This is a genomic window from Legionella spiritensis, from assembly GCF_900186965.1.
In the GTDB taxonomy this organism is placed as follows: domain Bacteria; phylum Pseudomonadota; class Gammaproteobacteria; order Legionellales; family Legionellaceae; genus Legionella_C; species Legionella_C spiritensis.
The window spans coordinates 912,308-926,665 of sequence record NZ_LT906457.1; the positions used below are offsets into that span (position 1 = coordinate 912,308).

Below are 14,358 nucleotides of genomic sequence, written 5' to 3' on the forward strand. Positions count from 1 at the left end.
AGAATGGGTCTTATTCCTTTCAGGGTACACGGCATATAATACGCAACGAGCTCATTATTCCGCTAAATCGGTCATGGCCACGGCATGATAGCCGGCATCGACATGAACCACTTCCGCAGTAATGCCGGAAGCCAGATCCGAGCATAGAAACGCGGCGGTGTTGCCTACTTCTTCTGCGGAAACATTGCGTTTTAGCGGGGTGGTGTTGGCGTAGGACGTTTGCATTTTGCGGAAATCCTTAATACCCGCTGCGGCCAGTGTTTTAATGGGGCCTGCTGAAATGGCATTGACACGAATACCTTTCGAACCAAGACTGGCTGCCAGATAGCGAACCGATGCCTCAAGGCTTGCCTTGGCAATACCCATTACATTGTAATTAGGTACCGCTTTCTCCGCACCATAATAACTGAGTGTTAAAATAGCGCCGTTGCTGTCAATCATCATGGGCAGTGCGGCTTTTGACAGGGCAATCAGACTGTAGGCACTGATATCATGGGCAATTTGAAATCCCTGGCGATTAACGGCTTCAACAAAATCGCCGCTGATCTGGTCGGCAGGTGCAAAAGCCACGGAGTGGATCAGAATATCAAGTTTGTCCCAATGTTTGCCAAGCTGATCGAACACGGCCCGGACGTCGTTGTCACTGGCAACGTCACAGGGGAATGTGAGGCTGGAATTAAATTCGGCGGCCATGGATTCCACCCGACTTTGTAATTTCTCATTCTGATAAGTGAATGCCAGTTCGGCTCCCTGCTCGTGGAACGCTTTGGCGATGCCGTAAGCAATGGAACGATTACTGGCCAGACCCACGATCAACGCTTTTTTACCCTTTAAAAATCCCATTATGTAACTCCTCTAATCTTTTTGATGAAGCGCAAGTAATTCACGCATTTTGGCTTGAATCATATCAATGGCAATACGATTTTCCCCGCCTCTCGGCACGATAATGTCGGCATAGCGGCTCGATGGTTCAATGAATTGCAAATACATGGGGCGGACCGTAGTTTCGTATTGATGCACAACAGACTCAAAAGATCTTTGTCGTTCCACCACATCGCGTTTCAAACGGCGAGTCAGGCAGACGTCCAGCGGCGTGGACATGAAAATACGAATATCCATAATTTCCCGCAACGCCTTGTCGCTGAACAATAAAATACCTTCCAGTACGATGATGGCGTGTCTTCCTATCTTGCGGGTTTCCGACAGCCGTATATGTTTGGCATGGGAATAAACGGGAATGTCTACCGATTCGCTTTGCTGCAAGCGCTTCAAATGCTCACACAACAAGGCATGATCAAACGCATCGGGGTGATCATAATTGATTTTTTCCCGTTCAACGAAGGGCAAGTGACTGTTGTCCTTGTAATATGCGTCTTCGGATATGACGACAACCTGATCCGAACCGAGTTCGGTGACAATGGTGTTGGCCAGGAGACTTTTTCCGGAAGCTGATGGGCCGGAAATTCCAATGATAATTGCTTGTTTACTCATGATGGTATCAATCTTGATGATGTGCAAATGGTAAGCGTTTACGAGAATAAATTCAATCTATAAAACGGCTATTGTCCCGCCTGCGTTTTAATAAGACGTAAAGAGCGCCGGTGCCTCCGTCGCGTGGTTGCGCACTGTGAAAGGCCAGGACAACCGGAATTTGCCGCAACCAGTGATTGACCAGGTTTTTTAGAATGGGGGGTTCGCCATGATGGCTGCCTTTGCCATGGATAATCAGTACGCAGCGATGGGCTTTCTCATATTGCTGCACAATAAATCCGGGTAATGTTTCTCTGGCTGTCTCTATTGTTAATCCGTGTAAATCCAGACGGGCTTGCCAACGTATCTGGCCGGCTTTTAATTCCCGGAATCGTTTGGCCGGGATGCCGTGGCTTGCATACGACAGAATGGTTTGCGGCTGGACTTCTTCATGGTAATAACTCGATAAACTGATGGCAGGTCGGGCAACAGGCTCTTGTTGTGGTAAAACCGGCGTTGTTTCACGAGCAGGAGACGCTGTTTTAGTGGCGGATTGGGCTATTTCCCCTTTGCTGTGCAGCGGGGTGACCATTTTCATAGCCTGCCGAAACAAGGCTTTGTCTTCTTTGGATATGCCGTCATCGGTCATAACGTTTTCACTCGAACTCATCTTAACACTAATTATAACGTACTATACTCTATAAATAGTTTCCCAGCCCGTCATGAAGGCTTCGCTGTAATGCGGGATAACGTTCACTTGGGCGCCCACCCGCTTTCCATATCCAATATTTGGACATAAAACCCGCAATACGGCCGCAGGCCTCCTTACGGGCTACCAGTCTTTTACAAAAGATGGGTAAAAAAACATTTTGTTCACGGAACTTAATACTGTTCGGATTTGAATGGATAAGAATTACGGCAGGAACGCTATTCCCTTGTTTTCCATGTCAGTTAATTCATCGGCGACGGCCTCAAGGATTGCTACCTGTGAGGCCCTATTGTTTTTCATGAGTTCATTTAATTGTCTGGATGGCCTGTGGTGTTTTAGATTGTGGTGGAACAAGAGCCATTGTGCTTCATCGTTGACGGGTTTAAAAAAAACGTTATTGTCCTTGCCGTTATCGGTACTGCCCCCGTAACCAATGGGATTCAAATGATCATAATTTCTCACGGCCGGGAAAAAGTAGGTAGTACCCAGAGCATCGCCCTGGATGCCAATGGTGTGATGCGCCATTTTGCCAGATGGTTTAAAAAGTGTTATTTTGTGCATAAAAGGTATTGAGTGATTTAATTTTGCTTATTATAGGGCAGCGCGTCTGATTATAAAAGGATTGGTTTCGATTCGCGACAAATCCTGCCGATTCACGTACAATTTATGGCAATCCTGTTTAATAAACCAATGGTGATGAAAATAATATGAACGATTTGATGGCCGGCACAAGTGAGTTTGCCACGATTATCGATTTTATCCGTTACGGGTTAACCCAGGCTCATGGTCATGGTCTTTTTTTTGGTCACGGTACGGATAACGTACGGGATGACATCTATTCCCTGATTCTCGGCAGTTTAAATCTGCCGCCGATGTGTGATCCGGTTCTTTTGCACGCCCGATTGACCCAGGGCGAACGGGAAAAGTTGTATGCTCAACTTGTAAAGCGCATTGTTGAGAAAATTCCGGTTCCCTATTTAATCCGGCAGGCTTATTTTTGCGGTTTGCCGTTTTATGTCGATGAACGGGTTTTAATTCCGCGCTCGCCGATTGCCGAGTTAATCGAGCAGCAATTTTCGCCCTGGATAGAGGCGGATCAGGTGGCAAGCGTTCTGGATTTGTGTACTGGGAGCGGCTGCATTGCGATTGCCTGCTGTTACGCGTTTCCGGAGTCCTCGGTGGATGCGGTGGATTTGTCACAGGACGCTCTTGATGTAGCCACTATCAATCGTGATCGTCATAATCTACAGGGTACACTGCAATTGATTCAATCCGATTGCTGGCAGAATGTTCCCAAGGTACGATACGATATTATCGTATCCAATCCGCCTTACGTCGGCGATGAGGAAATGCGGAGTTTACCCTCCGAATACCTCCATGAACCGTCAATGGCTTTGCGAGCGGACAACAACGGCCTGGCTATTGTTGAAAAAATTCTTGCCCATGCCCATCATTATTTGACGGATCATGGTATTTTGGTTGTTGAAGTCGGTAACAGTGAGGACGCGTTGGTAGAAGCTTACCCGGATTTGGCGTTTACCTGGCTGGAATTTGAGAACGGCGGGCAGGGTGTTTTCCTGTTAACACGTCAGCAACTCCAGGAATATTTTGATGATAAAAGGTAACGAAGACGATGAGCGGTAATACGTTTGGTACATTATTTACAGTCACGACGTTTGGGGAAAGCCATGGCAAAGCGTTAGGCTGTGTGGTTGACGGATGCCCGCCGGGACTACCCTTGGATGAGCAGGCGATCCAGCCTTATCTCGACAAACGAAAAACCGGGCAGTCCAAATACACCAGTCAACGGCGGGAATCGGATCAGGTCGAGATTTTGTCCGGTGTGTTTGAAGGGTTAACGACCGGAACGCCCATTGCCCTTTTGATTCAAAACCAGGATCAACGCAGTTCGGATTATGAGGCCATCAAGGATTTGTTTCGTCCCGGCCACGCCGATTTTACCTATCATCACAAATACGGCCACCGCGATTACCGTGGCGGCGGACGTTCGTCGGCGCGGGAAACGGCGGCGCGCGTGGCGGCCGGAGCCATTGCCCGTTTGTATCTGCATCATACCTTGAATATTGAAATTATCGGTTATTTGCAACAAATCGGCACCTTAACGGTTGATTTTGTTGATGAAAAACATATTAATAACAATCCGTTTTTCTGTCCCAATGATACCCAGATTGAAGCACTGGGTGATTACATTGATCAATTAAGACGGCAGGGTGATTCCGCCGGAGCCAGGGTGGGCGTTATTGCCCGTAATGTACCGGTTGGCCTCGGCGATCCGGTTTTTGACCGCCTGGATGCGACGCTGGCTCACGCCATGATGTCAATTAACGCGGTGAAAGGAGTGGAAATTGGAGCGGGATTCGCCTCCGTCAGTCAAAAAGGAAGCGAGCATCGTGATGAAATCAGCCGTGCAGGTTTTTTAAGCAATCACGCCGGCGGCGTTTTGGGCGGTATATCCACCGGCCAGAGTATTGTGGTAAGCATGGCCTTAAAGCCGACGTCCAGTATCACGAAGCCCGGACAAACGATAAACAGCAGTGGTGAGGAAGTGACGGTGGTGACCAAAGGCCGTCATGATCCCTGTGTAGGCATTCGCGCGGTTCCTATTGCCGAAGCCATGATGGCACTGGTTATTATGGACCATTATTTGCGCCACAAGGCGCAGAATCAATGAGAGGTTCAGATGAGTAGACGATTAAATGTGGCGATTGCCGGCGTTACCGGCGCGGTCGGTGAAACGTTTGTGAAGGTGCTTGAGGAAAGACAGTTTCCTGTCGAGACCCTTTATCCTCTGGCCAGTGAACGGTCGCTGGATAAAACCATCCTGTTTCGTAACAAAAAACTCGCAGTGACGAATCTGGCCGACTTTGATTTTGCAAAGGCTGATATCGCCCTGTTTTCAGCCGGCGGCGACATGTCGAGACAATACGCGCCCATAGCGGCACAAGCGGGTTGTGTGGTGGTGGATAACTCGTCTTGTTTTCGTTATGAATCCGATATTCCGCTGGTGGTTCCCGAAGTCAACGCACACCGTATCGCTGAGTACACCAATCGCGGCATTATTGCCAATCCCAATTGCTCAACCATTCAAATGGTTGTGGCTTTAAAACCCTTGCATGACGCGGTGGGCATCAAACGAATCAATGTCGTCACCTATCAGGCGGTATCCGGAACGGGTAAAAAAGCGATTAGCGAACTGGTCAATCAGATCGGCGAACTTTTAAACGGACGGCCGGTCAAAACGGCGGTGTATCCCCAGCAAATCGCGTTTAATGTCTTGCCTCATATTGATGAATTTCAGGATAACGGCTATACGCGCGAAGAAATGAAAATGGTGTGGGAAACCCACAAGATTATGGAAGACGACTCTATCTTTATCAATCCGACCACGGTCAGAGTACCGGTGTTGTATGGCCATTCGGAAGCGATTCATCTGGAGTTTAAATCACCCTTGTCAGCCGAAGAGGCTCGCAAACTGTTGGGCAAGGCTCCCGGAGTGAAAGTGGTGGACAATCCGGCCAAATTGCAATACCCCACGCCCATTACTCACGCCGTAGGCCGGGATGAAGTATTTGTGGGGCGGATCCGTCAGGATATCAATGATCCCTGTGGTTTGAATCTTTGGGTGGTGGCGGACAACATCCGCAAGGGTGCGGCAACCAACGCGGTGCAGATTGCTGAAATTCTGCAGCAGGAGTATTTATAATTTATAATAATTATTATGAGTACAAAAAACGATATACCCGATACAGATTTACCGACCCGCTTGCCTTCAGGCAAGCGCAAGGGATCTTATCTGGCGAAAGATACCGAAGGCCTGGAACGTAAACGCCGACAAATAGAGCAGGACGGCGAGCGGAAGCTTGCGCGGGTAAATGCCAAAGAGCATTCTGAAAAACGTTCCAACGCTACGCTTGATAATGAAAATACCATGGATGAACATCCCTTGCTGGCCGTAATGCAGCGCTTTGATGGTGTTGAAGTCGATCCTCCCGATCATCCGCTGGCGAAAATTGATTTTGAAAATGCCAGGCGGGAGCAGGAAATGGAAAAGCAGTTACGGCTGGGTAATATGCCCAAATTTTCAACGGCGCCAAAACCACAAGGGTCGTAATCCATGACCATTGCCAAAGATATTATCAACGGAAATATGCCTGATTTTGATCATTATTTACGATTAGGGCAATCTCTGGATGATATCGATGAATATGGTTTTACACCGTTAATTGAATGTGCCATTACCCAGGAATTAGCGATTGCGGAACAGTTACTGGCACGCGGGGTTGAGATCAATAAACCCGATGTCACAGGGCGAACACCCCTGCACTGGGCGGTTGATAATGCCAATCTGGATTTGACCAGGCTGTTATTACACAACGGTGCGAATCCCAACGCCTATACTCGAACCGGCCTTTCCGTACTGGTGTATCCTGTATTGCGTGGGCATGACGCGTTAAAACATCTGCTTTATCAATACGGCGCCAAACTGGATTTTGCACTGGATTTTATTCATGGCAAGCAAATCGGCCACCGCTATGAACTGGTCGGAGATGTCGACATTGTGAATGCCGAGGGTGAATTTATTGAACTGGATTACGAAGGGTTTATCCTGGAATTTACCGTAGCCATGCTCAAGGATTCCCTGCGGCGCTTCACCAGCAGTTTTTCAACCCGAAACATGCGAGAGTATTTTCCCTGTCTGCATCAGATTATGGATGCCTTTGATGTCGCCGCTGAATTATTGAAATTGCAGCATCCGCCGCAATTAAATCAACAACACCATCGACAGATAAGCACGTTGTTAAAATCACCCATGCTCATTTTGCCTGCTGCCAGCCGAGGCCATGCTTTGTGCTTTGTGCGCTACCATCAGTGGTGGGTCAAGATAGATCGCGGAGAAAACAGTTTGAAGGAAGGCAGTGTTAATATTTATCACATGACCCATCCGGAACGTTTTGACCTGGAATTTATCCTTGAGTTTCTCTATAAAAAGCAGAGCAGGCGATATTTTCATCATGTGATTAACCAGCAGTTGGGTTTGATGCCTGTTGCCCAGATCCCCATTTCCTCCCAGATAAGCGGTAATTGCTCGTGGGCGAATGTGCAGGCGACTGTAGCCGCCGCCTATGCGGTACAGCAATTAACTAATATAGAAGCATTCTCTTACCAGGAAGCGATAACTGTCTATGATCACTGGGTAGAGTGGGACAAGGACAGGGCGCTCGATGAGTGCCTGCATCGTTTTTATCTGGCTGATCGGGTCCGCAAGGCGAGCTTTGCCTCCATGCTGGGGGCGGTACTTTTTCAAGCCTGTGATCATGGTAATACCCATCATATTGAACGGGCTGAAAAAATTTTAACAATCCTGACCTTGCCTGATTATTATTACATTTTGCAAAGTTACCTGGATATTTATTGCGTCAGGCGATTAACCCGCAAGGGAAATAATCTGCTTAAGCTGCTGGATGATTGCGGAGTGAATCCTAATATTGGCGTTACACCGATTGCTACCGGTTTACACGATGGCGATACGGTCTGAATTTTTTACTTCCGTGAACAAAAATTTCCCACACCATTTTTTACAAAAGAACCGTAACCCGCAAGGAAAGTCTGCGGCCGTATTGCGGGTTTGATGCTCCAAAATTGTCCCGGGGGAACAGGTGATTCCCCCGGGTGAGCGTTATCCCGCACTACGGTTTTGCCTTCATGACGGGCTACAGAAAACACGACAAAACGGAATCACCGGATTAATCAGTTGTCACTGGATTCTCTGTTAGCTGGCTCTTTTTTTTTTGTATTATCTGACTTCATGGGCAGGACTTTTCCTGCGCCTTGCTGGCTGCCATGCGTTTTCTTGCGCTGGCCATGGCTGCCACTTCCCGAGGATTGATGGCTCCGTTGTGACGATTGACCGGATGAGGGTCGTCGTCGGCGCTGGCCTGATGAGGCATGCGAACGTTTTTCTCCGCTACCATGCTGATGTTTGGTATGAGGCGTGTGGCTGCGCATTGGCTTTTCCTGCCGGCTGCTGCTACTCCCGGAAGCGGAAGACATGGTTGAATCCCCGAAAAGACTGCTCCATAGTCGCTTGATAAAACTGGGGGTTTGCGTTTTGGGCGCGGATGGGGCGGAGAACAGTTTGACCGCCGGTTCATCAACGTTAACAGTATCCTGTGGTGAGCGTGTGACGGCCACTTCCGGTTGCTGAATCAGGGTGTAACTCGCCTTTTTGTTTTTACCGACATTTTCCTCTTTCAAACGGGTGATGTGGTATTGCGGGGATTGGAGGTGCGGGTTTGCAATAATCAGGATATGAACGCTATGGCGCTTTTCAATGTTTAAAATGAAATCGCGTTTTTCATTCATGATGAACGTCGCCATTTCGACGGGTAATTGGACGTGTACCTCGGCGGTTTTTTCCTTAAGAGCCTCTTCTTCAATCAGGCGAACAATAGATAGTCCGTGTGATTGAATATTGCGTACCGTTCCCCGGCCTTCACAGCGTGGACAAACTTCCTGAGACGTTTCCCCAAGAGACAGTCTCAGACGCTGACGGGACATTTCCAGCAAACCAAAACGGGAAATCCGTCCTACCTGAATACGCGCACGATCAGCTTTTAAGGCTTCTTTCAGGCGGTTTTCAACGTCACGTTGATTTTTACTGGAGCTCATATCAATGAAATCAATCACGACAAGGCCGCCCAAATCGCGTAATCGTAACTGCCGGGCAATTTCATCGGCCGCTTCAAGATTTGTGTTTAACGCGGTGGTTTCGATGTCTGAGCCGCCGGTCGATTTCGCGGAGTTAATATCAATGGAAACGAGAGCCTCGGTCCGGTCAATGACCAGAGCGCCACCCGACGGTAAAAGCACTTCACGTTGATAAGCCAGTTCAATCTGACTTTCTATCTGGTAAAAATTAAATAACGGAATCGTGCTGTTGTAGAGTTTGAGGTTAGACAGAAAATCCGGTTTAACCTGTTCTATGTATTGTTTGGCTTTGACGTAAGAGACTTGATCATCGATGATGATTTCACTAACCGATTTACGCAGATTGTCACGAATGGAACGGATAATGACATCACCTTCCTGATGAATCAGACAGGGTGCCAATTGCGTCGCGTAAGCTTGTCGAATGGCGTGCCAGAGATTACAGAGCATGTCCAGATCGTTTTGCAGTTCATCCGGATTTTTCCCGACGCCGGCCGTGCGAATGATGAGGCCCATGTCCTCGGGTACTTGCAAGGTATTCAGGGCTTCTTTCAATTCGTCGCGGTCATCACCCTCGATACGGCGCGAGATCCCTCCCGAATTCGGGTTGTTAGGCATTAATACCAGATAGCATCCTGCCAGGGTAATGAAGGTGGTTAGTGCCGCACCTTTATTGCCGCGCTCTTCTTTATCAACCTGAATAAGCAATTCCTGACCTTCACGAATCAGGGCGGTGATGGGCGGTTTATTATCGCCGAACTCATTCGGATTTTTATTGAAATATTCGGGCGCGATTTCCTTTAATGGTAAAAATCCTTGCCGTTTGGCGCCGTACTCAACGAACACCGCGTCCAGACTGGGTTCCCGTCTTGTGACAACCCCTTTGTAGATACTGCCCTTCTTCTTGACCTCGGACGGATAATCAATATCCAGATCATAGAGACGGCCGTTTTCAACCAGCGCAACCCGTATTTCTTCGGTTTGCGTTGCGTTTATTAACATTTTTTCTTTCATCACTTACCCCATTAAGGGCGCGTCACTTGTAGATCAAGACAGTGTAAGGCTCTTTATTTTCCGTATTCCGTAACGGCAATGCCAATCATTTTATGATCATCTCGTTTATAAAATGAATTGGCATTTTATGTCGGCCAGGTCCACCAGACAATCAGCTGGATAAACGTTTATGCCGGCATAATAAAAAGTTTTTTTAAGTATTTCCTGGTACCGCAGGAATAGACCACGCGTATGCTTTCCTAACGAAAGGAGTGCATGCCGTTTTGCAGACGTCAGTAAAGGCTGGCTATGCAAAAAAACGGTGTTATCAGCTTCTGGTCTAATCATGGGAAATGATCCGTTTTTTGCCATTTGCAAAATGACCGGTTACTGATATAAGGCATGCCTGACATGCGCGGGTATCTAATGTGTTCGTTTTCAATTTGGCTCTGGTACCAGGTTACTTCCTTATGTCTTTATAATCCAAGGGAAGCGCGTTTTAATTGCAGAGTTAGCTAGCAATCAAATCCGGTTTAAGCAGAACCAGTGTTCTCTGTGGTTTCTCGACTCACATGCCAGGATGCACCGGGCATCTTCAAGCTTAAGAAAACTGTGAACGGCTACAAACCGAAAAAATTACTACAAACTCCAAAACAGCCGAGTTTTAACCGGCTGATCAATATTTTTATTCGTTTATGCGTTATAATTCGGTCACGGAAAAAAAATCTCCGCGAGATGTCATGATAGCAAAAAAATTGCTAACCGCAAATAGGTCAGGACGCTAATGAATGAAGTAACATATGCCGAGATACGGGACGATGACGCCGGTCAGCGCCTGGATAATTTTCTCATGCGCAAATTGAAGGGGGTTCCCCGAAGCCATATTTACCGAATTATCCGGGGTGGTGAAGTTCGGGTCAATAAAAAGAGAGCCGCGGCGTCCACGCGATTGCTCGCCGGTGATCGGGTGCGTATTCCGCCGATTCGTACGGCTGCAATGAAAACGGTGCATGTGGGTGAAAAGCTTGAAGGGCGGCTAAAGGAAAGCATTTTGTTTGAGGATAGCAGTTTACTGGTTATCAACAAGCCGGCGGGCATTGCCGTGCATGGCGGCAGCGGTTTGAGTCTTGGTGTTATTGAGGCCTTGCGCAAAACGAGAACGGATTTGACTTATCTGGAATTAATTCATCGTCTGGACAGGGATACGTCCGGATGTTTACTGCTGGCCAAGAAAAGAAGCGTGTTGCGTGCTGTCCAGGCCTTGCTGGAAGCCCGCGAGGTGAAAAAAATCTATTGGGCGCTGCTCCTAAATCCATGGTCGGGGAAAAAAACACGGCTGGTTGATGTGCCCCTTGAAAAAAACACCCTGAAATCCGGTGAACGGATCGTTGAAGTCGGTGAAGGGGGCAAGGCGTCCCAGACACATTTTAAATTGCTGGAAAACTATCGCGATGCCTGTTGGGTTGAAGCGTTTCCGAAAACAGGTCGTACCCATCAGATCCGGGTACATAGCGCCTATCTGCGACATCCTATTCTCGGAGATAAAAAATATGGAGCAACAGACCGGTCGGGCGAACTGGAATTAAATAAAACAAGACTTTATTTGCATGCGCGTTCAATTCAATTTACCCTGAACGGCAAAACACACCTTTATGAAGCGGAGCCGGATCGCCGGTTTTCGGATGCTATTGAACAGTTACGCGCGAGGAGTTTTTTATCTCATGAGTAAGCGATATCGCCTGGTGATATTCGATTGGGAAGGCACGTTGGGGGATACCCTGGGGCAGATTTTAAATAATGTCGCAGCCGAGGCGCGGCGCCTTGACTTTGGTGATATGGATGAACAACTGGCCAGACAATACGTTGATCTTGGGTTGGTTAAGGCCGTTCAGAAGGTTTTTCCCCATTTATCGCCCAAGCAGCATCAGGAATTGTTATTTGCCGTGCAGCAATCCGTTGTTGCCCGACAGGCCGAGGTGATTCTTCTTCCGGGTGCCAGACGAATTATTGAGTATTTGCATAATCATCATGTGGATATGGCTATTGCCACCAACAAGGGACAGCAGTCGTTGCTACGGGCATTACAGCATTCCGGTCTGGATCGTTTTTTTAAAGTAACGCGTTCCGCCGGGCAGACCGCGCCCAAACCATCTCCGCAAATGCTGGAAGAAATTCTCGTGGAGTTGGCAATCCCGGTTGAGGATGCCCTGATGGTCGGCGATTCCGTGACGGATATTGAAATGGCGAACAGCATTGGTATGGATGCCGTAGGCGTAGATTTTTACCGCCAGCAACGTCATGCGTTAAAAAACGCCGGGGCGCTGGACGTGTTTGACGATTATGAGGCGTTTGCCAAATTTATGTGCCTGCCTGAAGGCAAAGAGGATTAATTCGTTATGACCACCTTAACCAGCTTGCCTAATGTATTGACTTTCACCCGAATTCTGTTGATACCCATATTCATCATTGTTTTTTACCTTCCTTTTCCGGTGGCGCGCGGTGTAGCGGCCGTTATTTTCGCTCTGGCGAGTTTTACCGACTGGCTGGATGGTTATCTGGCGCGCAAACTGAAACAAATGTCGCCTTTTGGTGCTTTCCTCGATCCGGTTGCCGACAAATTGCTGGTGGCTTGCACGCTCTTGTTACTGGTAGGGGCCAAGGATATCAATTACATTACCTTGCCCGCTATCGTTATCGTGGGACGGGAAATTGTTATTTCAGCATTACGGGAATGGATGGCGGAAGTGGGTCGCCGTGCCAGTGTGACGGTCAGTTATATAGGAAAAGTGAAAACGTCTGTGCAAATGGTGGCTCTCGTCTTGTTGATTGCGTTTGATCCCGCCGTATCCCTTTGGGGATTAAGCGGATTTATTTTGCTTTATGTGTCGGCAATTTTAACGATTTGGTCAATGGTGATTTACCTTATGATTGCCTGGCCGGAATTGACGAAAAAAGTTCATTGATGTAGTTGACAGTGGGGGAATTTTCGGTAGAATTGCCCCCGTAGTGACGCGGGAATAGCTCAGTTGGTAGAGCACAACCTTGCCAAGGTTGGGGTCGCGAGTTCGAGTCTCGTTTCCCGCTCCAGTTTAAAGCGACCCATGTCGCTTTTTTTTTACCACGATATGATTGGCTGTGTGGCAGAGTGGTTATGCAGCGGCCTGCAAAGCCGTGTACGCCGGTTCGATTCCGGCCTCAGCCTCCAAACATGCCCAGGTGGCGAAACAGGTAGACGCAAGGGACTTAAAATCCCTCGGACCAAAAGTCCGTGCCGGTTCGACTCCGGCCCTGGGCACCATAGCACCATTGCTTGTTCTCAGACTTATTTATTGTTTTGTTTACTGAGCGAAAATAAAGCGGCTATCATTTTACAACACATAATAATAGCTCCCTGTGGCCTGTCATGAAGGCGAAGCCGTAGTGCGGGATTACGTGGGTTTTCACCAAATCCGGGGGGCGATTTACTTATTCTTCTTTGGCGTCACGGCTCATTAGATTGGAGGCGGCTTGTTCGGGCGTTATGTGATTTTGAATAAGAGCGCTGATTTGGAAACATATGGGCATTTCAACCCGATGTTCTTTCGCCAGTTTACAAACCTGAGCGGCATTTTGTTTGCCTTCCACGACCTGGCCGATGTTTTTTTCCGCCGTGTTCAGATCAATGCCTTGCCCCAATTGCAGGCCAAAACGACGGTTGCGTGATTGATCGTCGGTGCATGTTAAAACCAGATCGCCGACACCTGCAAGCCCCATAAATGTGTCTTCACGGGCACCCAATGCCAGACCAAGGCGGCGCATTTCCGCAAGGCCTCTGGTTATCAGAGCCGCTTTGGAATTGGCGCCATATCCCAGTCCGTCGCTAATTCCGCAGGCGATGGCCAGAACGTTTTTTACCGTACCACAGATTTGTACACCGATGAGATCCTGACTCAGATAGACACGCAGATTTTGCTGATGCAACAGCTTTTGCATGGTTTTCTGATACCTGTTGTTGTTTCCGGCGAGAGTTATGGCGGTAGGCAAGCCCAAGGCGACTTCCCGGGCAAAGGAAGGGCCTGAAATAACAGCGAAGGGGAAGGTGTCTCCCCATCGTTGTTGCACCAGTTCGCTGAGCAATTCGTTGCTGACCGGATCGAGACCTTTGGTGAGCCAGGACAGGCCATGTTCAGGCTTGCGCATTTTAGTCAGCAAGTCGGCAAAGGCATGCGAGGGAACGGCTACAATTGTGGCCGCGGCATTTTCCTGGCAGGTTGCCAGATCAGCAACAGGTTCCAGAGTGTCAGGGAAGGTGATCCCTGGAAGGTATCGCGTGTTACAACGATGCGCCCTCATCTCGGCGACATGCTCGCGATTTCTGGCCCAAAGCAAAACACGATTGCCCTGGTTTGCAAGGTGAATGGCAACGGCAGTGCCCCACGAACCTGCTCCCAGAATAGCAATCGTTTTTTCAGCCATGA

At 48.4% G+C, this 14,358-nt stretch carries 14 protein-coding genes and 3 tRNA genes; 11 read left to right on the forward strand and 6 right to left on the reverse strand.

Annotation, left to right across the window (positions count from 1 at the left end; translation table 11 throughout):
• Positions 1-54 precede the first annotated feature (54 nt).
• The 4 genes from CKW05_RS04220 to CKW05_RS04235 form a co-directional block, all read right to left on the reverse strand.
• Positions 55-843, reverse strand: coding sequence for an enoyl-ACP reductase FabI (locus tag CKW05_RS04220; RefSeq protein WP_058483246.1), 789 nt, complete (start codon positions 841-843; stop codon positions 55-57).
• Between the two features lie 12 nt (positions 844-855).
• Positions 856-1,491 carry a uridine kinase gene (udk, locus tag CKW05_RS04225; protein WP_058483245.1) on the reverse strand — a complete coding sequence of 212 codons (636 nt, stop codon included), beginning with the start codon at positions 1,489-1,491 and terminating at the stop codon, positions 856-858.
• Positions 1,492-1,543: 52 nt separating this feature from the next.
• On the reverse strand, positions 1,544-2,140 hold the full coding sequence (locus CKW05_RS04230) for a Smr/MutS family protein (protein WP_331712932.1): 597 nt from the start codon (positions 2,138-2,140) through the stop codon (positions 1,544-1,546).
• A 243-nt stretch (positions 2,141-2,383) separates the two neighbouring features.
• Complete coding sequence (locus CKW05_RS04235; RefSeq protein ID WP_058483243.1) at positions 2,384-2,740, reverse strand: hypothetical protein; 357 nt, start codon at positions 2,738-2,740, stop codon at positions 2,384-2,386.
• A gap of 146 nt (positions 2,741-2,886) precedes the next feature.
• Here CKW05_RS04235 and prmB point away from each other — a divergent pair, with 146 nt between their 5' ends.
• Genes prmB through ankH form a run of 5 tightly spaced genes read left to right on the forward strand, consistent with a single transcriptional unit; the run spans position 2,887 to position 7,736 of the window.
• A complete protein-coding gene (prmB, locus tag CKW05_RS04240; RefSeq protein ID WP_058483242.1) occupies positions 2,887-3,804 on the forward strand; it encodes a 50S ribosomal protein L3 N(5)-glutamine methyltransferase in 918 nt (305 codons plus the stop codon).
• A gap of 8 nt (positions 3,805-3,812) precedes the next feature.
• Positions 3,813-4,871, forward strand: coding sequence for a chorismate synthase (gene aroC / locus CKW05_RS04245; RefSeq protein WP_058483241.1), 1,059 nt, complete (start codon positions 3,813-3,815; stop codon positions 4,869-4,871).
• Positions 4,872-4,880: 9 nt separating this feature from the next.
• Complete coding sequence (locus CKW05_RS04250) at positions 4,881-5,903, forward strand: aspartate-semialdehyde dehydrogenase (protein ID WP_058483240.1); 1,023 nt, start codon at positions 4,881-4,883, stop codon at positions 5,901-5,903.
• A gap of 15 nt (positions 5,904-5,918) precedes the next feature.
• Positions 5,919-6,311: a hypothetical protein gene (locus CKW05_RS04255; protein ID WP_058483239.1), complete on the forward strand. Its 393-nt coding sequence runs from the start codon at positions 5,919-5,921 to the stop codon at positions 6,309-6,311.
• A 3-nt stretch (positions 6,312-6,314) separates the two neighbouring features.
• The gene (gene ankH / locus CKW05_RS04260; protein WP_058483238.1) at positions 6,315-7,736 is read left to right on the forward strand and encodes a Dot/Icm T4SS effector AnkH/LegA3; all 1,422 of its coding nucleotides are present in this window, start codon (positions 6,315-6,317) and stop codon (positions 7,734-7,736) included.
• 212 nt (positions 7,737-7,948) lie between these two features.
• On the opposite strand, the gene CKW05_RS04265 is transcribed toward ankH, so the two are convergent.
• Positions 7,949-9,922: an Rne/Rng family ribonuclease gene (locus tag CKW05_RS04265; protein ID WP_058483237.1), complete on the reverse strand. Its 1,974-nt coding sequence runs from the start codon at positions 9,920-9,922 to the stop codon at positions 7,949-7,951.
• A 763-nt stretch (positions 9,923-10,685) separates the two neighbouring features.
• Here CKW05_RS04265 and CKW05_RS04275 point away from each other — a divergent pair.
• The 6 genes from CKW05_RS04275 to CKW05_RS04300 all read left to right on the forward strand — a co-directional run bounded on the left by CKW05_RS04275 (position 10,686) and on the right by CKW05_RS04300 (position 13,199).
• The gene (locus CKW05_RS04275; RefSeq protein ID WP_058483235.1) at positions 10,686-11,630 is read left to right on the forward strand and encodes an RluA family pseudouridine synthase; all 945 of its coding nucleotides are present in this window, start codon (positions 10,686-10,688) and stop codon (positions 11,628-11,630) included.
• Positions 11,623-12,291 carry an HAD family hydrolase gene (locus tag CKW05_RS04280; protein WP_058483234.1) on the forward strand — a complete coding sequence of 223 codons (669 nt, stop codon included), beginning with the start codon at positions 11,623-11,625 and terminating at the stop codon, positions 12,289-12,291. The genes CKW05_RS04275 and CKW05_RS04280 overlap by 8 nt, the downstream gene beginning before the upstream one ends.
• Before the next feature lie 6 nt (positions 12,292-12,297).
• Positions 12,298-12,864: a CDP-diacylglycerol--glycerol-3-phosphate 3-phosphatidyltransferase gene (gene pgsA / locus CKW05_RS04285; protein ID WP_058483233.1), complete on the forward strand. Its 567-nt coding sequence runs from the start codon at positions 12,298-12,300 to the stop codon at positions 12,862-12,864.
• Positions 12,865-12,912: 48 nt separating this feature from the next.
• Positions 12,913-12,988 (forward strand) — tRNA-Gly (locus CKW05_RS04290).
• A 44-nt stretch (positions 12,989-13,032) separates the two neighbouring features.
• Positions 13,033-13,106 (forward strand) — tRNA-Cys (locus tag CKW05_RS04295).
• 5 nt (positions 13,107-13,111) lie between these two features.
• Positions 13,112-13,199, forward strand: a tRNA-Leu gene (locus CKW05_RS04300).
• Positions 13,200-13,366: 167 nt separating this feature from the next.
• Here the strand turns inward: CKW05_RS04300 and CKW05_RS04305 are convergent.
• Positions 13,367-14,356, reverse strand: a complete 990-nt coding sequence (locus CKW05_RS04305; RefSeq protein ID WP_058483232.1) for an NAD(P)H-dependent glycerol-3-phosphate dehydrogenase — start codon at positions 14,354-14,356, stop codon at positions 13,367-13,369.
• Positions 14,357-14,358: the final 2 nt, after the last annotated feature.